We start from the raw sequence: 21765 nt of genomic DNA, 5'->3' as shown, positions 1-21765 counted from the left end.
CTATACGACAAAAAAGACGGTCTGCCGTTAGCGGATCTGGGTATTGCCGTCAATTGACTGCCGCCAGAACTCGCGACTCCAGATTCGTTGGAACGGCCAGTGTCGGCTTTGTAAAGCAACCGGCAAATAGGCGTGCGCTTGCTTGGGCGATTGCTGGTAATACGTATCATCGTCAGTCAATATAAGCGATCGATAGATCTGATCTACTTTAACTGTCAGATCGGCAAAGGGCAGTTCGGGTTGCCAATTGGGTCGTTGGGCGGCCAGTTTATCTTTCAGTAAAAAACTGGTCGGTACTGGCGTTACAGGTTGCGGCTTTGGTTTGAAGCGACCCTCCGATACGCTAAGCGCATAATGTAGGTACGCTTTCAGCAGCCGGGGGCCTTCGTTGGCGACGTTTTCGACCGCGAGCTGATCCGGCCATAGACTCGTTACCACGTAGACCCGTTCCCGCGCCCGCGTTACGGCCACGTTGAGCCGGTTTTCGCCCCCGCGCGCGTTGAGGCTTCCGAACTGCATGGTCAGACGACCGCGTTCGTCAGGCGCGTATCCCACCGAAAAAACGATGACATCACGCTCATCGCCCTGAACGTTCTCGATATTCTTGACGAACAAACCGGGAGGGCGCGGGGCAAGCGGAAGCCCCGTCGTGCGTTCGTCGAGCCGATCCTGGATCAACTGCTGTTGCTGGTAGTTAAACGTCACGATACCGACCGATCGGCCAGGTAGCTCAACCGCAATCTGATCGAGAAGGGACAGCACCGCTTCAGCTTCGGCCAGGTTGGTATTTTGCTGCCATAGTCCCGCTACGTTCCGATACTGTATGGCGGGCGAATGGCGGTTAACGTCGGCGAAATGGGGCAAAAGCTGAAGTTTGTCCTGGTAGAAATGCGTGTTCGAGAACGTGATCAGATCGAGCGAACGACTCCGGTAGTGTTCAGTCAGCGATAGCTGCGGCAACTGTTGAGAGGCCAGCTCGAGCAGGGATTCAACCTCCAGTTCGGCCGGGGTTTCTTCGTCGACTTCGTCGGTCAGGCGAGTCCTATAGAGATCGCTGGGGCGTAGCTGCTGGTTGTCGCCGGTTACGACGATCTGTTTGCCCCGGGCCATGGCAGGAATGCCCTGTTCGGCAAAGCACTGCGAGGCTTCGTCGAAGATCACCAGATCGAACAGGTCTGCCCTCAGCGGAAACACGGCCGATACCGTTTCGGGGGAGGCCAGCCAGCACGGAACGAGCCTGAATACCTCGTCGGCAAAGCGTTCCATTAGTTTACGGACGGGCCATATGTTCCGTTTCTTGGTGGTCTGATGCAGCAGGTCGCGGTAGGTAACTACGTTGTTGAGCCGGTTGAAGGTCAGGTTTCTATACGTCTGTTCGCGAAGCTTGACCAGCAGATTGTCCTGGCTGAGTACCTGTTTGCGATGAAGGCTCGTCTGCAGGGCTTGCTCCAGCTGGGTCATCCGCAGCGAAGAAACCATGCGTAACACGGGATACTGCTGCTCGAGGTCATCGATCCAGGCCAGGTAAAGCGCGTTCTGAACGGTAGCGACCCAGGCTGTTGGTTCGGTATGCGCCAGGCGAGCGACTAAGATTCGCTCGGCTTCTGAAAAACCGGCCTGTAGCCGGTCGGCCTCCAGCAGGTAGTCGAAGTCGCGCCGGAGCGACTGACGCAGCCTGTCAGCCTGAGCCGGATCGGACCAGATGCGGTCGAGCTGGGTGCTGGTCAGGTACGACTGGCTGCCGATCTGCTCGGCGTCGACCTGCCGGGCCAGGGCCAGCAAACGGGTAACGCTGTTGATGAACTGCGTATGCGTTTGCCAATGGACTTCGGGGAGCGAACGCAGAACCGGCAAGTCGACCAGCCGGTCGAGTATAGACCGAACCCGGCGCAGGAGCCGCAGACTATCGAGCCCGTCAGACAGCGGCAGACCCGCCAATAGAGGTCCGGCTTCGTATCGAACGGCTTCGAGTCTGATGCGGGTATCGACCTGGGTGGCCAGCTTCATCAGATCGGCTTCGCTTAGGGTCAGCCGGTTGGCAGCAGCTACGGCCACAAGCTGGCGATTGCCGGGATGGGTTAGCTGCCACCAGTTCCATCGAATCCAGGAGGGGCGGGCGGCCAGCGCATCAGTAAGGAGAGTACGAAAGGACCGCAGTTCGGCGACGGGCAGCGAGGTTTCAGGATTGTCGGCGTCGGCCCAGGTGTCGGCGAGTTCGGTCAGTCGCGCTTCGGGTACCGCCAGGGCCGGATGGGCTGGGTTTGCCCGCAGGGCCTGCAGCAGGCGCCACTGGCTGTCAGCGTCGGGCGTATCGAGTAGTGCCAGCAGCGCCGTAAGTGACCAGTCGTGCGCGTGCCAGTCGGCGAGTTCGGCCAGCGTTAGTGGTTTGCCCAGCTGGGCGGTAGTCAGTTTGTGGGCGTCAGTCCGGGTTTGTACCCAACGACTGATGGTCTGATCGATTCGGGGCTGGTCGGCGGTGGTATAGTCTGCCATTGACCGGCGATCGGCCCAGGGGTGATCAGTGCCCAGCCGTTGCTGATAGGCTGAAAAGTCACGTAGTCGCTCGATAAAGTTATCCACATTGGCTTTGTGGAATTGTTGATAAACATCGTCGACCTGAATGGTTGGGCCGGATGTGTCGCTGATCAGGTATAATTCTTTGGCCGATAGTCCGAACAGGCTCGTGTCGAACAAGGCTTCTTTAAACGCGCCAAGTTCCGCAACTGCTTCGTCGATTCGGCGGCTCTCTACCTCAAAATCGCGTTCCAGCAGCACGGCGTTCAGGCTGTTGTTCTGCTGCCGATAGGTATCCAGCTGCTCGATCTGCCCGGCTATCTGAGCGTACAGAGCTCGTCGGTCGTCCTGGAAATCATGGATCAGGGCCAGGAAGGCACCAATACCGACGTCCTGCAACCGCGCCTGAACCACATCGAGCGCGGCCCGTTTCTGACAAACCAGCAGTACGCGTTTGCCACCCGCGGCCGCATCGGCCATCAGATTCGCAATCAGCTGCGACTTTCCCGTACCTGGCGGCCCCTGCACTACCAGCGATTGCCCGGCTTTCACGGCCCGCAGGGCCGCTTCCTGCGATGCGTCGAGCGGTAGTGGCGTATGGATCTGTTTTTCGGAAAGCAGCGAAGAGGCCGACGGCGAGGGTATGTCCGCATCCTGTGGCCCGTTCTCCTGTTCCAGAATCAGCTGATCATAATCGGGAACTAGATACGAACCGGCCTGCGGAAAAATGCCCAGTACGGCTTCGGGGTATAGCTTTAGCTCGCCGGTGCGTTCGAGCTGGTCGAGTGTTTTGGCGGTTTGTTTGTTGAAAAACCGGAGCTGATCGGTGAATAAGTCCTGGTTAAAATGGATGTCGAACGGGCTGTCTTTAAGCCATTCGTACAACTGCGTACGAAACACAAGCGGGTCGCGGTCGAAATCGTCGGCCGTTTTCTCGATGACCTCGTCGGGTAGCCGGATCTGGTTAAACTGACCATACGCCAGAGCGAAAGTCGGATTCAGAAACGCCACTTCATCGCCCCGGCGAATGAGCATCCAGACTTTACCCCGCTGTTCGATCCGTACCGGAAAGAAGAGGAGCGGGCCATGAACAACCGTGCCATCGCCAAACTTACCCTGTACAAATGGCCAGCCTACATACAGGTCTTCGGTGCCGCGCTCTTCTTCGATAAACCGGGCAGTACGATCTATACGCCGAAGTTTCCGGCTTACTTGGTTGCTCCGTTCCTGCCGGGCATCGAGTACGTCGCAGACCGGCACCGCAGCTTTTCGGGCCATCAGCTCAGCCACGATCGTGAACGAAGGTCTGTTGAGCACAAAGTCAGCTTCGTGCAGGTCCAGGAACTGACCGGCTGGCAAACTGGTCAGCAGCAGCGATCGGTTACGGCTGCTGAGGTTGGTCAGGCGTCGGCGGTAGGCGCGCAGGATGTCGGAACGAAAGGTTGGCCCCATATTCCTTACAAGATTAAACACAATCGCAGGACTTGCCATAGCGCGCTATGATAAGTCCTGCGATGTATAGGAACGCTAGAATAGAAAACCGGCCCAGTCAGGCATCTTCCTCTACGCGTTCAACCTCCTCTTTTTTCTCCGGAATGAGCCAGGAAGCCAGCACACTGATGGTCAGGATGGCGATGATGATGTAGAGTGAGTAAACGGGCTGAAAACCAAGCTCTTCGAGCCAGTGTTCGGTCAGCATTTTCACGCCTATGAACGTCAGCAGCACCGCCAGGCCGACTTTCAGGAAGCGGAACTGACTCATGATACTCGACAGGAAGAAGAACATGGACCGCAGCCCCATGATGGCAAACACGTTCGAGAAGAAAACGATGTACGGGTCTTTGGTGATCGAGAAAATAGCCGGGATCGAGTCGACAGCGAAGATCAGGTCTGTAAACGCCACCACAATAACGATAATGAAGAGGGGCGTGACGAACAGTTTCTGATCCGACTTCCGGCGGACAAAGAAATTATCGGTTACGTTGCGCTTGTACACGTTGAGGTATTTGCTCGCAAACCGAACAACCGGGTGTTTACTGGGCTCGATTTTTTCGTCCTCGTCTTTCTGGAAGAAAAGCTGAAGACCGGTATAGACCAGAAATGCGCCGAAGATGTAGATGATCCACTCGAAACGCTGCAACAGGGCCGCCCCCACGAAGATGAAGACGAAGCGTAGGACAATAGCGCCCAGAATCCCCCAAACCAGAATCTTCTTATAGTACCGTTCCCGAACGCCGAAGGAGTTGAATATCAGGATAAAGACAAAGATGTTGTCGGCCGAGAGCGAGTATTCGACCAGATAGCCCGTTATGTACTCGAGGGCCATGTTGTTCTGAAACCGGGCCAGGCTGGTTGCAAAATCGCCGGGGACCAGATCAACGTGGTCGGCATACAGGTTCTGTACTTCCTGCAACCTCGCCATATCGGTGATGCCGTGAACGAGATACCCGTAGTTTTTGAGCAGAAAATAAAACCCGACCGACAAGGCGACCCAGATGGCACTCCAGGTGGCGGCTTCTTTAAAATGGACAACGTGGCTTTTTTGCCGGGAAAAAACCCCGAGGTCGAGTGCCATCACGATCAGCACAAAAGCGGCAAAAGCCAGAAAGAACGTAGTTTCGCTGGTTAGCATAGCATATCGGCAAGAACATCAGTCTAACCCTGTCCTGCCGGAAAAGTTAGTTTAATTCGGTAAAACTATAATCAATACGCCGAATGGTTTCGCTTGGTTCGGCATAATATTGGCTTAGTGAGTCTTAGGCCTTAGTTTTGACCCATGTTTAATAGTAAAAAAGTCGTTGTAGTGATGCCCGCCTACCGGGCTGCCCTCACGCTGGAGCGTACCTACCGTGAAATTCCATTCGATCTGGTTGATGACGTCATTCTGGTTGATGACGCCAGTCCGGATAATACCGTTGAGGTTGCCCGTAAGCTGGGGATCCGGCATGTTATCCGGCATGATCGGAATAAAGGCTATGGTGGTAACCAGAAGACATGCTATGCACAGGCACTGGAGCTGGGAGCCGACATCGTTATTATGCTGCACCCTGATTACCAGTATACGCCCCTCTTGCTGCCTGCTATGATTACCATCATTGGCAATGGGCTTTACCCGGTTGTGTTTGGCTCCCGAATTTTGGGGAAAGGCGCTCTCAAAGGGGGAATGCCTATGTATAAATACATTGCCAACCGCTTTCTGACGTTCACGCAGAACCTGCTCATGAACCAGAAACTGTCAGAGTATCACACCGGCTACCGGGCGTTCTCGGGCGAGGTGTTGCGCAGCCTCGACTTCACTCATAATTCCGACGACTTCATCTTCGACAACGAGATGATTGCGCAGATTTTCTACAAAGGCTTCGATATTGGCGAGGTGACCTGCCCCACCAAGTATTTCAAAGAAGCATCGTCCATCAATTTCCGGCGCTCCTCGATCTATGGCCTGGGGGTACTGCGCACCTCGCTCTTCTACATGCTCACAAAACTCGGGCTGATGCGCTGGAAGGTGCTGTCGTAGCGTAGACCGGTGCGGCCGTAACTACTTCCAGTACCATCGCTTCGAGGGTCAGGCCGGGGCCAAACGCACAACTCAGTATATTATCGGGTTGAGACAACGTAGGTTCCGTCTCGTCGGCCGATGCCGGTTCGGTCAGTTGCCGGCGCTGCAGCTTGTTCCATACCTCTTTCAGCACGAACAGAACCGTGGCCGACGACATATTCCCGTTCTGGCGCAGCACCTCGTAGGCGTGGCGGTTGTCGAAGGGGGTTATGCCCAGCTGCCCTTCGATAACTTCCAGAATCCGCCGGCCGCCGGGATGGAGGGCATAGTGACCAATATCATCGAGGGTCAGGCCGCACTGGTCGAGCAGGCGCTCCATCAGCTGACCAATCCCCTGCTGGATAAACGTCGGTACTTCGGCGGTGAGTGTCATCTCAAAGCCGAAGTCGCTTACGTGCCAGGCCATAGCGTGTTTTCCTTCGGGCAGCAGGTCGCAGTAGAACGACCGCAGCCGGAACGACTGCTCGGGCCGAGGTCGGCTCTCTACCAGCACCGCGGCCGAGCCGTCGGCAAAGAGCGCGTTGGAAAGCAGGTGGTCGGTTTCGGTTTTTTTCTGGAAGTGAATCGTACACAGCTCTACGCACACCACCAGTACCCGCGCGTCGGCATCGGACCGCACAATGGCATCGGCTGCTTTCAGTCCGTTAAAGGCTCCGTAACAGCCCATAAAATTGATGGCGAGCCGCTGGGTGGTATTCGGCAGGCCCAGCGCTTCGATAATCTCGATGTCGGGACCTGGTGCATACAGGCCCGTACAGCTGACCGTGATCAGGTGCGTAATGGTCTGCGGATCGAAGTCGGCATAGTTGGCAAAGCAATCCTGAATGGCTTTCAGGGCCAGGGGAACAGCCTCCTGCCGATATACGCCCATCCGCTGACTCACCGTCGGAAACGGCTCCATACCGGGCGTGTTGGCATAAAAGGTAAACTCGTCTTTGGGCCGAACGTAATCGGCCAGTACGGTATGGCGCTGGTCGATACGCGTATGGCGATAAAGAGCCATAAGCCGTCGGCTGTCACGCGCGTCGAGTTGCAGCACATCGGCCATAAACTCAGCCGCTTTCTGTTGGGTCGATGAATAGGCGGGTACGGCGGTGCCGATGCTATTGATATAGCCGCTGCGATGCTGTCTCATAGAGTGGGTGCTCCGCCAGTACGGAGGCTAAACGTATGAACAAAACTGGGTTCTCGTATAACTGCGCGTTGAGCTGAAAGTTCTTTAAATTGAGCGCACTTTAACCAAAAAGCCATGAACGCCCGAACCCTGTGGCTGCACCTGCGGGTACCTTTCTCGTTTTTTCTGCTGCCCATCTTCTGGTTCGCCGTCAGTCAGTCGCCCACCCTCCACCTGGGTCGTATCGTTGCCGTAGGACTGATCATTCATCTGCTACTGTACCCGGCCAGCAACGCCTATAACAGCTATTTCGATAAAGACGAAGGGCCCATTGGCGGACTTGAATCGCCCCCGCCCGTTACCAACAGCCTGTACTGGCTCTCGTGGGTGCTCGATGTCGTTGCGTTGCTTCTGGGTGCTTTTGTCAACTGGGCCTTTGTCGTCTATCTGCTTGTCTACGGCTTTATCACCAAAGCGTATAGCCACGACCGCATCCGGCTCAAAAAGTACCCGATCTTCAGCTGGCTACTCATCAGCGGGTTGCAGGGCGGCATCACCTATGTCATGACCTATGTGTCGATCAATAACCTGCCGCTGTCGGCGGTACTGGAACCCCGGCTGTTGCTGGGCGGATTGCTGGGGGTGCTGAATCTGATGGCGCTGTATCCGGTTACGCAGGTCTACCAGCACCACGAAGATGCGCGCCGGGGCGACCGGACGCTCAGCCTGCTGCTCGGTGTTCGGGGCACATTTATCTGCGCCATGGTGATGTATGGTCTGTCGTTGCTGGCCTTTCACGTCTACTTTCAGGACGGTTATTACTTCTGGCTCTATTTGGTGTTTCTGTTGCCGGCGGTCCTGTACTTTCTGCGCTGGTTCTGGCGGGTGTGGCATAACCCGGGCCTGGCCGATTACCGCCATACGATGCGCATGATGTGGATATCGGGCGTGTGTCTGAACAGTTTTTTCATTCTGCTGATCGCCCTAACCCATTCGTAATCAGTTTTTCGACCCGATCGACGTGAGGTAGATGTAAATTTTTTTGGGTCTAAGACTTGACAAGCGTCGAAATAGCGCTAATTTTGCATCCACAATTCGCCGACATACTGGGAATTGCAAAATTATAATACGCGAAAGTAGCTCAGCTGGTAGAGCGCGACCTTGCCAAGGTCGAGGTCGCGGGTTCGAACCCCGTCTTTCGCTCCACGAAAAAGGCACCGACCAACGGTGCTTTTTTCGTAAATGCCGGGATGGTGGAATCGGTAGACACGCCGGACTTAAAATCCTGTGGGCCACAAGCCCGTGCGGGTTCGACTCCCGCTCCTGGTACCTCCCGAAAGGGGAAGAAACAAACAGAGCCGCTGACATCAGCGGCTTTTGTGTTTATGTAGGTACACCAACACAGGGGCCGCTTACCTTTGTATCTTCCTTGGTATTTAGGTTATTTTGAGCTATTGCGACTAACTATACACACGCACTTATGCAGGAAGATTAGCAGTTGGACAAAAAAGCGTTCATCTTTCTCAAGGTAGAGAAAACACCGATTGGAATGAACTGGCAAAAGACTGTGTGAGCTTTGCCAACGCCTAACCGAAGTTTGAAGGCAATAACATTTCGTTCAAGGCCCGGTAGTACTATCCATTGAGGTCATTAGACAAAACAGATGGGATCTTTTGCTAATGGTAATGCATTTATTAACTTTGCATCAACATGCTCACCCCGCTTCCCGTTAGAACAGCGCGCTTAGGGTGAGCTTTCTATTTTTAGGGCATGAGTAAAGTCCCTTATCGCAAGCCTGCTCTCACTTATCAGGATCAACTTAATCGACTTAAAGGAAGAGGTTTAATCGTTCATGACGACGTTAAAGCCCTTCATTTGTTGGCTCAGGTTAGCTATTACCGACTGAGCGGCTATTGGTATCCTCTTTTAGATGATAAGCAAACTCATCGCTTTAAGCCGGGAGCCACGTTTGAAACAGGTTTTCGGCTGTATTGCTTTGACCGGGAGCTACGAAAACTAGTGTTGGCCGAGTTGGAAAAAATAGAGGTGGCTATACGAGCACACATGATTTATGTGCTCTCACATAGGTTTGGCCCTTTCTGGTTCACAGATACAACTTTGTTTACCGATACGGCCAGCCACACAAGAACTATTAGTAGCCTAATGGCCGAATATAGTCGTAGCGATGAAGAATTTATAAGAGCGTTCCGGCAGAAATATAACGATCCGTTGCCGCCGAGCTGGATGATGTTGGAAGTTGCTTCATTCGGTTCGCTATCTATGTTATACAAGAATTTGAATACAACTATAGAGAAGAGACAAATCGCGAGCTATTTTGGGCTTGATGATGGTACGTTTGCTTCATGGCTTCATTGTATCGTCTACCTACGTAACGTATGTGCTCATCATAGCCGGTTGTGGAATCGAGTAATGAGTATTCAACCTCGTATTCCCAAAAACCCCCGCAAACCTTGGTTGATAAACCCGTTAGTGAGCAATAACCGGACATATTTCGCCCTATCTATGATTCTTTTCTTGTTGTCAACGGTGAATCCCAATCATCGTTTTTTGCAGAAACTGTCTGCTCTATTTCATAACTACCCAGAAGTGGGTAAAAATGCAATGGGTTTTGAAGCCGGTTGGGACAATGAACCGCTTTGGCAGTAAGCAAAGCTATTACAAAATACTCTGGAGAATTATCGCAACATAAAAATTCAATTTGAAAAGAATCAACGTACCCGCTCCTGGTACCTCTCGAAAGGGTAAGAAACAAACAGAGCCGCTGATGTCAGCGGCTTTTGTGTTTATATAGCCCGGCCTTGCCGGGATACAAGTAGATGCGCCGGAACGCTTCTTTATCTATGGCTATCCCCCAATCGATACAGGGATTCATCTCTATCGAGAAAATTCGGGGAAACTGGATCGCATGCTATTAATATCAAAACCATATGGACAGGCTTTGTTGCCTCTGCGGAGTGGATTAAAGATGCTGCTCGTGCTGTGGAACATCGGTGCGGGCCAGGCTCAGCCGATAGACCGACGGGCAGTGGTAGATCGGCATCGGGTAACGATCACCCAGCCCGATACGCTCGGGTCGCTAACGGTGGGCAACGGTCGGTTTGGGTTTACGGTAGATGCTACCGGCCTGCAATCGTTTCCCGAGCAGTATGCCCGCGGTATTCCGCTGGGCACTCAGTCCGAATGGGGCTGGCACCGCTTTCCTAATCCCGCCAGGTATCAGTTTACCGAGACGCTGCAATCGGTCGAGGTCAACGGCACGCCACGTCCGTATGCCGTGCAGTGGCGGCAGGCGGGGCGCCATCAGCAGGCCGCCGACTACTTTCGGCAGAATCCGCACCGGCTTCAGCTGGGTAATCTGGGCTTCATTATCCTCAAAAAAGATGGGCAGGCGGCACAACTGGGTGATCTGAAGAACGTTCGGCAGCAACTGGATCTGTGGACAGGTACCATCAGCAGTACGTTTACCGTTGAAGGCGCTCCCGTCAGCGTGACCACCTGCGCCCATGCTCAGCAGGATATCGTAGCCGTACGGGTTGTGTCGGACCTACTTCGGCAGCAACGAATCTCGCTCCGGCTCCGGTTTCCATACCCGACTAATGCATTCACCGACGTAGGGACTTACTACGCCAGCGCATCGGCGCATCAGACCCGGCTGGAGCGCCCGGGGCCCACGTCGGTACGGTTCCATCGCCAGCTTGATCAGGACCGCTATTCCGTGACGGCCCGGTTGAGCCAGCCTGCGCCGGTGCGGGCGGCTGCTGGCCATGATTTCAGGATAGAGCCGTCAGGAGCGTCGGCTTTCGAAGCTGTAGTGCAGTTTTCGGCGGAGTCGTTACCCAGTCGGTTGCCCACTTTTACCGAGGTACAGACCAGCAGCCGGTTGGGCTGGGAGCGGTTCTGGCAGTCGGGTGGGGCCATTGATCTGGCGGGCAGCACCGACCCGCGAGCCGCCGAACTCGAACGGCGCGTTGTGCTGTCGCAGTACCTGACCCGCGTACAATGCGCCGGCGACTCGCCCCCGCAGGAAACGGGACTGACCTATAACAGCTGGTATGGTAGGCCCCATATGGAAATGTACTGGTGGCATTCGGCCCATTACGCCCTCTGGGGCCGTACCGATCTGTTGTCAAAAAGTATGGGCTGGTACCAGCGGGCACTGGCGGGGGCCCGGGAGATAGCCCGCCGACAGGGGTACCGGGGCGTTCGCTGGCAAAAGATGACCGATCCGAACGGGGGCGAAACAGCCTCATCGGTAGGGTCTTTCCTGATCTGGCAACAGCCGCATCCGATCTACCTGGCCGAACTAATTTACCGGAACCAGCCATCAAAAGCCGTTCTGGAACAATACCGGACCGTGATTTTTGAAACCGCCGACTTCATGGCTTCGTTCGCCAGCCTGAACCCCAAAACGGGCCGTTATGATCTGGGGAAGGGTATTATTCCGGCGCAGGAATGCTTCGACCCGGCCCAGACCCTGAACCCACCTTACGAACTGGCCTACTGGACATGGGGCCTGCAGGCAGCCCAGCGCTGGCGTACCCGGCTCAACCTGCCGCCCAATCCAGACTGGCAGCGGGTCATTGACGGGCTGGCTCCTTTGCCACAGCAGGACGGCGTATACCGGGCGGCCGAGAACGTGACGGATTCATACTCGCCCGACAGCCGCTATACCATCGATCACCCGGCTGTGCTGGCCGCGCTGAGTACCCTGCCCGCCAACGGCGTGGTCGACCGGGCGGTGATGCAGCGTACCTACGATACCGTTGACCGGGTCTGGCACTGGGATCATACCTGGGGCTGGGATTTTCCGATGGTGGCCATGACGGCTACCCGGCTGGGGCAGCCCGACCGCGCGCTGGATGCGTTGTTCAAAGAGGTGGCGAAAAACACGTACCTGGTTAACGGCCATAACTACCAGGACAAGCGACTTACGCTCTACCTGCCTGGCAACGGTGGTTTGCTGGCGGCCGTAGCGCTGATGTGTGCTGGCTACGATGGCAACACCACCCCTACGCCGGGATTCCCTAAAAACGGACGCTGGATGGTGAAGTGGGAAGGGCTGAAACCCATGCCTTGATGCTTAAATGACTTTTCCTGTGGAATAGCATCTGGGTCAGGCTAACAGGCAGGCCGATTACCTCAGGGGGCATTTGGGGAAGATATTTGCTGACGTTAGTCGGCTCGAAAGGCTGCCCTTTGTACCCCCCAGCCCCCTAAAGGGGGGGCAGTCGGCGCGGACGGCTCCTCCTTTAGAGATTTCTATGGTTTAAGCAAGTGAATACGCATAGGTTTTGTCATATTCTTGGTTCTTGCTTACTACCGCATAGGCCCGCCCTATCAACTTATTGCGAACGGCGTTGAGAACGGCCATCTTATTCTTACCCTCACCGACCTTCCGCTGATAGTAATCCCGTAGTTCTCCCTTGGCTCGAATAGCGGTCATGGCCGATAAGTGAAGTAATGTTTTCATGTGCTTGTCGGCCATGGGCGATACGCGTGTTTTGCCACGGATGCTGCTACCGGATTGATAAGGAAACGGGGCTACGCCCGCATAACAAGCGAACTGTTTAGCTGTCTTGCCGTCTGTAAAGGCATGGGTAGCCAAAATAAGACCCGTTGCCGTAACCACGCCGATACCAACGATCGATGTCAGTAGATGAAAAAGGCGATTAAGCTCCGGATCGTTTTTTAGTAGCGACTCAATCTGGCTATTCACAGCGTCTAAATCCTTTTCCAAAGCTTTTAATGAGTTAGCCGATGCTTTTTCTAAGGATCGTAAAATGCGCTTATCCATAAAGGACTCTGCTTCCTTAAGAGGTTGCTTGAGCGTGTTGGCCGCCAGCAGGAGCCGATTACGAAGTGAAGTTAACGCCTTTAGATTGGTAATGAGTTTGTTAGCTGGCTTCCAAAGCCGAGCCTGCGGGTGATGCCGCTGAGCATAGCGAGCGATGTTGAGGGCATCTACGCTATCGGTTTTAGCTCGTTGTATACCCGTTGAATACCGGATCTGCTTGCCCGACTCCAACCACACGCAGTAGTCTGGCCGGGTAAAGACTTCCAACAGGTGGTTATTATAAATTCCAGTATGTTCTAGACAGACCAAGGTGGTAGCTGGCTGTGTACCGAAAAGCTGATTGAGCTGCTGCATTAATTGCTCAATGGCTTTCTGCGTGTTTGGAATCTGAGCCTGGTGCTTCAGATTGCCAGCCTGATCTAATAAGGCGTAATCGAGGGTCTGTTTAGCGACGTCGATACCCAGGAAGAAGTCGAATGACATGGCAGGAATTGGTTAGATGAGAACAGCTTTAAGCTACGCTTTCAAACCAGCACTTAAACCTTACTAATAGGCCTGAAAGCCTGCATTTCTATCCAGTGTAGGGTTTGAAAAACTCAGCCAGGATTCAATCTCTAAATAGGCTTGGTGGCCTTGCATGTTTGCTAAAGTGCCTGACTGAGAGTAGCATTACAGGGTGTAATATTCTTAATTTCTTACTACTGCTCAAAACTAAAGGCTTGTTTGGGGAGGATAGTTGCGGACGTTAGTCAGCTCGAAGGGCTAGTAGAATTCACATAAACTCCTTCCCCAATGGGGCTAGGTTGCGGTGATACCTCGATTATTAGCTATGAATATGTCGCCCTGCGGAGCGGGGGCCTGGTGAGGGTAGGGGAGGGTTGCGGTGGTTTACGGGTGGCGGGCCTGCATGGGTTGTGGTTTCAGATACGTTAGCGAGCGCCAAAGCCACTCCAGGGGGCCGTAGTGAAAGCGAGATAGCCAAAACTGACTGAACAGCACCTGCGCTAGAAAAACGGGAATAGTAAGCAACAACACCATAGCCGTTCCGATTTCGCCAATCAGGCCGAGGCCGTAGCCGTAGAAGAGCAGCGTGCCGATGACCGATTGCAGGATGTAATTCGTCAGGGCCATCTTCCCAACGGCAGCCAGCGGTGAAACAACCCGCTGCCAGGATAGCTGCTGGAACAGCAGGGTTAAGCCGCTGATGTAAAATACCGTCAGGGCAGCATTCCCCAGGTCGAAGAGAAACCCGAAAATAACCTCGATTACTTTGGGAGGCTGGTTGTTGGGGCCGATGGTTAGTATGGCCGCTACAAACAGAAGGATGATGCCCAGGACCAGCAGCCCCGTATACTTTGTCAGCCGCCGGAAAAACGGACGGTATTCGCCGAGCTGCTGAAACAAGCGCCGGCGACCGGCATACAAGCCCAGCAGGAAGAAACCCAGGGTGATATAGATACGCCCGCTCTCGAACTGGAACTGCATCTTGGTTTTGAACTCGCTCAGATTTACGCGGACAACCTCTGCGTACGTGCCTTGCTTGATGACTTTGTAATTGGCCTCCACCAGTTTTTCGTCCTCTTTTTGCCGCTGTTCGTTCTGAGCTTTCGTGGGTTGTGGAGCCATGAACTGATTATAATTATTTCGTATCTGGGCCGGTACGTTCAGAACCAGCAGTATGGCCGCAACAAGCACCCAGCGGGTTGGTACGTTCCGGAACAGGAGCATGCCAAAACCCAGCATGGCGTAAATGCTCAGAATGTCGCCCCGCCAGTGCAGGTGATGGAGAAATCCGATGGCACCCAGGATGAGCAGACGCCAGGCAAATCGTCGGAGGAACGTGCCGTCAGAATCGGTAGAACGGGTTAGCATGAGTGCGAAACTCAGCCCGAACAGGAACGAGAAGAACGTATAAAACTTACCGCTGATAAATATACCGACAAACGTTTGGGCTACCATATTGGCGGCTCCCTGGCTGTTGATCTGGTAGACCGAGCCGGGTAACGGGCCACCATCGAACCAGACCGATACGTGGGCAATCAGAATACCGAGCAGGGCAAAACCGCGCAGCGCATCTACAACCTGAATACGGGTTGGTTTGCTGACTGGGGCAGAAAACGTGGTGGTGTCAGGAGCGTACATAACGGATCAGGATTAGGAGCAGGAAAGTATTGATACCAATACAGTCATTTTGCCGGGTAAAGCAAAGCGTAGTTACACCAATGACGAAATAGCCTGATAAACGTTGCTCGCAACAAAAAAAGACCGCCCATATCGGGCGGTCTTCAGGAAAAACAGACTCGGAAAGATAATCATCAATCCAGTCCTTCGGCTTCGATCGGCGTCATGCGTTCTCGTTCGATGTTGGTTTCGTGCTGAAGCCCCGAATACACATCGGCCGGGTTGTCCTGATAATCGGGGTCGACTACAGCTGCGTCGAGAACCGTACGGTCGTGGTCACGGAACTTGCCTTTGGGAAGCCAGTAGGCCAGCAAACCGACATACGCGGCTGCCAGACCGGCGGCCGTCAGCCCTACAACCGGGTAGCGATTCCACTGGCGGGAAGCGATGCCGCCAAAACCGGCTACAAACGGGAGCATGAACCAGGGATCGTTGAGCTGGCGCGCTACCAGATAACCCGCGCCAGCTGTGGCGCTCAGAATACCTGCCGCTACGGGCACATCCTGCTCGTCATCTGTCTCCCAGGCATCGAGGGTCAGGAGGGTATCGGGGGTGCCAACTACGGTAGCGGCTGTTAGCCAGCCGGTATACAGACTGACCGGAATCCGCAGGTATTTTTCGGGAGCAGGAACATCCGTTTTGCCAATCTCAAGCGCATGGTGCAAGCCCAGGGCCGCTACGAGGTTGGCTTTGGTAGTCAGATCAGACACGACAATACTGCGTTTATCATCCTGCGAAAAATAACGGCCAAAGATGGCGTTGAGGGTCCAGCTGGTTAGCCACCACGGTAAGGCTTTCTGATAGCGTGGGTTATACGCCTGACCTGGCAGTGCCTGGTGAACCATCAATGCCCCCAGCCCCGAATAAATAGTTGACCAGACCACACCAAACGCCCAGCCAGCCGGAATGATCAGATTTCGGTCGAATACGTTCTGGTATTCGACCGGCACATCGAATTCTGGTTCTGATTCGGCCTGTTGCATCTGTTTGCCTGCCCGACGCGAACGGGCACTGGAGGTGGTGGTATAGATAATACTGCCGACGGCCAGTACCGCCGTGGCGATGCGCCAGATTGATGAGTTTTTCATAACGATAGTGGTTAGCTGTCGGGCCGGCCGCGTGGCAACTGCCCCGATTTTTATACACAAAACCTACCGGCGTGCCAAGATGTTTGCCGATCAGGGTCGGCCCGCAAACCGAAGGTCGACCAGCAGGGCGCGGTGGTCAGAGCCAGTCTGCGGAAGCGTTCGGAACTGACTGAACTGAAAGCCCGCATTGACGAAGGCGTGGTCGATCGGAAGCTGGAGGGGCGGAAAGAAGGTGGGCCAGGTTGGCTGGGTGCGCGTATGCCGACCGCTGATTAGCGCGGGTATGTTGGAACGCCCGGCTGTAGCGGGAACGGCGTTGGGCGGGCCAAACACATCGGCATACACGGGCGAGAAAATACTGATGTTGAAGTCGCCGATGAGCAGGGCGGGCAGGCTGTGGTATCGGGTTCGGCGGGCGGCTTCGGCCAGTTGGGCATTACGACCCCTGAACCAGGATGGGAGCAGCGGGATACGCGGATGAACGGTAACCAGCGCCATGGGTTGGCCGTTCACAACCGTTGTGAGGGTAATGAGCTGGTGGTTCCGGGCCAGGGCCGTATCGACCCGGATGGGCGTGCGGCTACCGACCAGTATCCAGAACCGTTTCTTCGACCAGCACGCGAACCAGTGCGGATAGGCTCCGCGAAGGCGGGTCGTAACGTGCCGGATGCTGGCGGGTGTCATTTCCTGTAGTACGTATAGGTCGGGCCGTTGCGTCCGGAGGCTGGCCAGGGTTGTCTCGTATTCGCTGCGGGTAACGAGCACGTTGGCGTGGTAGACCCGAACGTCGCCCTGCGGGGGCAGAATGGGCTGGTCGTAGTCGCCGGGGTGCCACCAGCCTGCGTAGTTTGTCTGGTTCCAGCCCAGGAGCGCGAGCGTCAGGAGCAGGACCCAGGGCCGCCCCCATCGGTGGTAGATCAGCCCGCGTAGCCCGTTTGCCAGCAGCAAGGCCAGCGCAACCACTGTATACTGAACCTGAAAATGACTGAACAACTCAAAGAAGTAGAGCCGGCCGAGGGCGCTGCCCAGCGCCACGCTGCCGAAGAGCGCTACCGATCCCCACCAGAGCCACCAGTCGGGCGAGGTCAGATACGGGCAAACGCGCTGCCAGTACGAGCCGATTGTCAAGGGTGAAGAAGGTCGAACCATAGCCTATCCGGGCCCCAAAGCTACGAAAAAGCCTTCACCAGCGTCAGCAGTAGGGCTTTCTGGTCTGTACAGGCAGTAGGCTACCGGCGGTTATCGCCTTTCTGCCCTACAGGCTCTGTACGGATTCTCTGAACCTGGTTTCGGCGCCGTCGTGCTCACACACTGATCGTATTCGTGAGCCTGCCTTACACGTAGTTAACCCCACTCGTTATGCCATTGCGTACACTCTTGCTCGCTGGTCTGCTTTTCGTTACATCAGGCCTGGGCCTGGCCCTTGCCCAGGCTAACCCCAACCGTCAGGACTGGGAGCCGCTCTTCAACGGAAAAGACTTGACAGGCTGGGATATCAAAATCACGGGCCAGCCCCTGAATGATAATTACAAGAATACATTCCGGGTCGAGAATGGCATTATGCGACTAGCCTATGATCAGTACACCAGCTTCGACGGCAAATACGGGCACCTGTACTACAAGAAACCCTACTCGCACTACCGAGTGCGATTCACGTACCGGTTCGTTGGTCAGCAAACCAAAGGCGGAGCGGCCTGGAACGTGCGCAACAGTGGCGTCATGCTCCATTCGCAGTCGGCCGCGAGTCTGTCGCTGGGACAGGATTTTCCGGTGTCGCTCGAGCTACAGCTACTGGGCGGGCTGGGGAAGGGGCCACGCCATACCGCTAACCTCTGCACCCCCGGCACGGAGGTCTACATGGATGGCAAGCTGAACCCCGCCCACTGCATCGACTCGGACTCAAAAACCTACGACGGCGACCAGTGGGTAACGGCCGAAGCCATCGTGCTGGGCGATTCGGTCATTCATCATCTGGTGGATGGCGATACGGTGCTGACTTACCAGCGGCCCCGGGTGAGCAGCTATTTCATCAGCGACGAGTATGACTGGAAAGCGGCCGGGATTCAGAATGTCGATTACTGGGCCAGCCGGGCTAACAAACCACTCGGCGAAGGCTATATTGCGCTGCAGGCCGAGAGCCACCCGATCGACTTCCGCTCGGTCGAGATTCTCGAACTCAAAGGCTGTACCGATCCTAAGGCGCTGAACTACAAATCCTATTACGTAAAGTCCGACAACACCCGATGCCAGTACGGACGCAAGAAATAACATGAACCGGATTACGACAATCGACGTGACGCGGGGATTGGTCATGGTCATCATGGCCCTCGATCATGTCCGCGACCTGCTCCACACACCCGCCCTGACGCAGAACCCGACCGATCTGGCCACGACAACCCCGGCCATTTTTCTGACCCGCTGGATTACCCACCTCTGCGCCCCGACCTTCGTATTTCTGTCGGGGGTATCGGCTTATCTGTCGTTGCGGAAGCGCAACTCTCCCGCAGCCCGGCGCTTCCTGCTGAAACGGGGGCTGGTGCTGATCGTGCTGGAGCTGACCGTCATCAACTTCGCGTTCTGGTTCGACATTCAGTTCAGGAGCCTTATGCTGCAGGTCATCTTTGCCATCGGGGGCGGGCTGATGATGCTGTCGCTGCTGGCGAGGTTACCCGTTCGGTGGGTGGCCGGTATCGGGTTCGGTATTGTGCTGCTGCACAACCTACTGCCGTTTGCGCCGTTTGCTAACCCGGTGGGGAGTTTTGTATGGTCGTTGCTGTTCCGAACCAACGTGTTTGTGGTAAGCCCGGAACTGACGGTGCTGGTCGGTTATCCGCTCATTCCCTGGTTGGGCATTATGCTGCTGGGTTTCGCGGCCGGGCGGTTGTTTGAGCAGCCCGCTACCAGTCGCCGACCGCTGCTGTGGCAACTGGGCCTGGGGGCGCTGGGTCTTTTTCTGGCGCTTCGATTCCTGAACCTCTATGGCGATCCGGCACCCTGGTCGGTACAGAAGAATGGTTTACTGACGGTGCTTTCGTTCCTGAACGTGAGTAAATACCCGCCCTCGCTGCTCTACACGGCCGTAACCATCGGACTGGCGCTGCTGATACTGGCCGCTGCCGACGGCGCCAGCAATGCCCTGACCCGCCTGCTGACGGTATACGGGCAGGTGCCTATGTTCTACTACCTCATCCACTGGTACCTCGTTCACCTGTCTATGCTGGCGATGTCGTTTGCGCAGGGCTACACCTGGGCCGATGTGCCTTCGGGACCGCTCAACTTTGGCCGGCCCGAAGGAGCAGGTATATCGCTGGGGGGCGTTTATGGGGTCTGGCTTGCGCTGGTGGCTGTTCTGTATCCGCTCTGCCGCTGGTATGGTCGCTACAAGGCCGCTCACCCCGAGTTGACCTGGCTGCGGTATCTATAAGAACGCTAGAGACGACGGAACTTGACATTGCGAAACCGGACGGGGCTGCCCCAGTCCTGCAAACCAATCCGGCCGATATACTGGCCTTTGCCGATGGGGGCGTCTTTGAGCTTACTGGCGGCCACCCGCTGTTTCCATTCGGGGCTGTTGAGGGTGTACTCGTGGATCGTAAACCCGTTCAGCGATACGGTCAGCGTGTTCTTTTTCATCACGAAATGCACCTGGTTCCACGAACCGACCGGGTTGACCTCACGAACGCGGGCGTTGGCTACGCTGAAGAAATCGCCCGCCCGGTGCTTATTCTCGTCGGCTCCTTCATAAATGGCGTTGTCGAGAACCTGAAGCTCAAGCCCCGTATCGTATACGTTCTTGTGGGCGGGGGATTCCTGCACGAAAAAGAAAATGCCGCTGTTGGTCAGCCGTTCTACTTTCCAATCGGCCTTGAACTCAAAATCGCCGGTGAACGAGGCATCCGTAACCAGGTCGCCCCCGTTAGCGGCTTTGTTACCGATGCGGTTCGGCACATACAGGTGTAGCGCCCCCTGCTCCACGCGCCAGGCCGAGCCGACTCCTTTGCCGCCGTAGGTATGCCAGCCGTTGGTGTTCTGGCCGTTGAACAGGAGGGTCCAGCCCTCTTTCTTTTCCTGTGAGGTTAGGGTATTCTGAGCCTGCGTCAGGCTGGCAGTCAGAACGAGTAGGGCAGACAAAAGAAACCGAAAGCGCATGGGTTGAATGAATACGGGTTTGTTGTAAAAGACGGGCCGAAGTCGTTCGCTACTGTCCGGCCCAAAACAAAGCGTGCCCCGTTCTGAAACGGGGCACGCCTAACTACCTCCTGTCTGCAGTTACTACTGGAACAGCAGTACGCGGTCAATGACATGAATAACGGCATTGTTGGCCACTACGTCAGCCTGGGTGATGTTGGCCGAACTGGTTCCGTTGCCTTTCCCCAAAATGGTCACTTTACCATCGGCTACGTTGAACCGCACACTCGATCCCTGGGCCGTTACCACGTCGGCCCCGTTCTGGAACGTCTGCGCAAAGGCCCGGTAGTTCAGCGTATGGTAGGCCAGCAGATCAGCCAGTTTTTTCGGGTCTTCTTTCTCAATGGCCGCCACGTTGGCATAGCCTGCTGCGTTGAAGGCTGCGTTGTTGGGCGCGAAAACGGTTACGCCATTCTGCGTGCTGTTGCTCAGAATGTTCTGAATGCTGGTACCCGCCCGGTTGGCGGCCGCTACGAACAGTGACAGATCATTGTTGGCTTTTACCACGTCGGCTGCGTTGATCGTTGGCGGCATCAGCACCTTGTTGATGATATGGATCGTGCTGCCTGTGGTCGGAATGTCGCCCTGGGTAACCTTCGCGCCGTTGATGCTGACGTCGCTGTTGCTAACCTTATAAACCGACACCTGCGTATTGGGCAAGGTGGTCTGATAGGAGGTATTCACCCGCGTCGGGATGGACGACAGGTCGATCAGCGACCCGATGACGTGGTATTGCAGAATCCGCTTCAGGTCAGCCGCTGGCGCAGCACTCACCGCGGCCACACTGGCGTAACCAGCCGCCCGGAAGGCGTCGTCGGAGGGGGCGAAGATGGTCAGTGCGCCTTTGTTCACATCCGCAACCAGACCAGCCTGCGCAATGGCGGCCGTCAGGAACGTCAGATTATCTTTCTGCTTGATGTAATCATACGAGGCCACAACGGTCTGGTTCGAGCCGGGAGTTGTGGTGCCTGAACCCGGCGTGGTCGATGTGCCGGAGCCGGGTGTGGTGGCCGTGCCGGTGCCGGGCGTAGTAGCCGTGCCCGAACCTGGATTGGTTGTCGTAGGCGGAACCGGTTGCGGATCGGGGTTATTGGTACAGCTGCTCAGAAAGGCAACCGAACTCAGCAGGCAGGCCGCTGCCACTGATCGGAATGTGTTGAAATTGAGATGAATGGTCATACGTTGAGTTGGTAAATTGTTGACTAATTAAGTAAGCAATCCTGTCGTCATTGTTGCGTAACGAGAGGTAGTTGGAAGGTTAACGGGGCATCGGGATGAGTTGTTGTGTTGGAAAAGTGCTATTCGA

Annotated in this window: 15 protein-coding genes and 2 tRNA genes; 8 read left to right on the top strand and 9 right to left on the bottom strand. The window is 55.4% G+C overall.

Features of this window, described 5'->3' with window-relative positions:
* Nucleotides 1-27: 27 nt before the first annotated feature.
* The gene (locus B1C80_RS01475; protein WP_077919268.1) at nt 28-3966 is read right to left on the bottom strand and encodes an AAA domain-containing protein; all 3939 of its coding nucleotides are present in this window, start codon (nt 3964-3966) and stop codon (nt 28-30) included.
* Between the two features lie 97 nt (nt 3967-4063).
* Nucleotides 4064-5146, bottom strand: a complete 1083-nt coding sequence (locus B1C80_RS01470) for a TerC/Alx family metal homeostasis membrane protein (RefSeq protein WP_077919267.1) — start codon at nt 5144-5146, stop codon at nt 4064-4066.
* 144 nt (nt 5147-5290) lie between these two features.
* Between B1C80_RS01470 and B1C80_RS01465 the strand changes: the two genes are divergently transcribed.
* A complete protein-coding gene (locus tag B1C80_RS01465) occupies nt 5291-6031 on the top strand; it encodes a glycosyltransferase family 2 protein (RefSeq protein WP_077919266.1) in 741 nt (246 codons plus the stop codon).
* On the opposite strand, the gene B1C80_RS01460 is transcribed toward B1C80_RS01465, so the two are convergent.
* Nucleotides 5991-7208, bottom strand: coding sequence for a type III polyketide synthase (locus B1C80_RS01460; protein ID WP_077919265.1), 1218 nt, complete (start codon nt 7206-7208; stop codon nt 5991-5993). The genes B1C80_RS01465 and B1C80_RS01460 overlap by 41 nt on opposite strands.
* 114 nt (nt 7209-7322) lie before the next feature.
* Between B1C80_RS01460 and B1C80_RS01455 the strand changes: the two genes are divergently transcribed.
* From B1C80_RS01455 to B1C80_RS01435, 5 genes are all read left to right on the top strand, one after another.
* A complete protein-coding gene (locus B1C80_RS01455; protein WP_077919264.1) occupies nt 7323-8186 on the top strand; it encodes a UbiA family prenyltransferase in 864 nt (287 codons plus the stop codon).
* A 131-nt stretch (nt 8187-8317) separates the two neighbouring features.
* Nucleotides 8318-8393: transfer RNA gene (locus tag B1C80_RS01450), tRNA-Gly, on the top strand.
* A 38-nt stretch (nt 8394-8431) separates the two neighbouring features.
* A tRNA-Leu gene (locus B1C80_RS01445) sits at nt 8432-8516 on the top strand.
* A 441-nt stretch (nt 8517-8957) separates the two neighbouring features.
* Nucleotides 8958-9854: an Abi family protein gene (locus tag B1C80_RS01440; protein WP_077919263.1), complete on the top strand. Its 897-nt coding sequence runs from the start codon at nt 8958-8960 to the stop codon at nt 9852-9854.
* Nucleotides 9855-10113: 259 nt separating this feature from the next.
* Nucleotides 10114-12285, top strand: coding sequence for a hypothetical protein (locus B1C80_RS01435; protein WP_077919262.1), 2172 nt, complete (start codon nt 10114-10116; stop codon nt 12283-12285).
* Nucleotides 12286-12474: 189 nt separating this feature from the next.
* Here B1C80_RS01435 and B1C80_RS01430 read toward each other — a convergent pair whose 3' ends face one another.
* From B1C80_RS01430 to B1C80_RS01415, 4 genes are all read right to left on the bottom strand, one after another.
* Nucleotides 12475-13485, bottom strand: a complete 1011-nt coding sequence (locus B1C80_RS01430) for an IS110 family transposase (protein WP_077919261.1) — start codon at nt 13483-13485, stop codon at nt 12475-12477.
* Nucleotides 13486-13890: 405 nt separating this feature from the next.
* On the bottom strand, nt 13891-15144 hold the full coding sequence (locus tag B1C80_RS01425; protein ID WP_077919260.1) for a DUF418 domain-containing protein: 1254 nt from the start codon (nt 15142-15144) through the stop codon (nt 13891-13893).
* 173 nt (nt 15145-15317) lie between these two features.
* Nucleotides 15318-16271, bottom strand: a complete 954-nt coding sequence (locus tag B1C80_RS01420) for a TspO/MBR family protein (RefSeq protein WP_077919259.1) — start codon at nt 16269-16271, stop codon at nt 15318-15320.
* Nucleotides 16272-16361: 90 nt separating this feature from the next.
* A complete protein-coding gene (locus B1C80_RS01415) occupies nt 16362-17399 on the bottom strand; it encodes an endonuclease/exonuclease/phosphatase family protein (protein ID WP_077919258.1) in 1038 nt (345 codons plus the stop codon).
* Nucleotides 17400-17630: 231 nt separating this feature from the next.
* Here B1C80_RS01415 and B1C80_RS01410 point away from each other — a divergent pair, with 231 nt between their 5' ends.
* The gene (locus B1C80_RS01410) at nt 17631-18539 is read left to right on the top strand and encodes a DUF1080 domain-containing protein (RefSeq protein WP_077919257.1); all 909 of its coding nucleotides are present in this window, start codon (nt 17631-17633) and stop codon (nt 18537-18539) included.
* Nucleotide 18540: 1 nt separating this feature from the next.
* The gene (locus B1C80_RS01405; protein WP_077919256.1) at nt 18541-19695 is read left to right on the top strand and encodes a DUF1624 domain-containing protein; all 1155 of its coding nucleotides are present in this window, start codon (nt 18541-18543) and stop codon (nt 19693-19695) included.
* 5 nt (nt 19696-19700) lie between these two features.
* Here the strand turns inward: B1C80_RS01405 and B1C80_RS01400 are convergent, their stop codons facing one another.
* Both B1C80_RS01400 and B1C80_RS01395 read right to left on the bottom strand, forming a co-directional pair.
* A complete protein-coding gene (locus tag B1C80_RS01400) occupies nt 19701-20420 on the bottom strand; it encodes a DUF1080 domain-containing protein (RefSeq protein ID WP_077919255.1) in 720 nt (239 codons plus the stop codon).
* A gap of 123 nt (nt 20421-20543) precedes the next feature.
* Nucleotides 20544-21638, bottom strand: coding sequence for a fasciclin domain-containing protein (locus B1C80_RS01395; protein ID WP_077919254.1), 1095 nt, complete (start codon nt 21636-21638; stop codon nt 20544-20546).
* Nucleotides 21639-21765 lie beyond the last annotated feature (127 nt).

This window comes from Spirosoma sp. 209 (assembly GCF_002006735.1).
Classification (GTDB): Bacteria; Bacteroidota; Bacteroidia; order Cytophagales; family Spirosomataceae; genus Spirosoma; species Spirosoma sordidisoli.
Note: the sequence above shows the minus strand (reverse complement) of the source record. Positions and strands in the feature narration are given on the sequence as shown.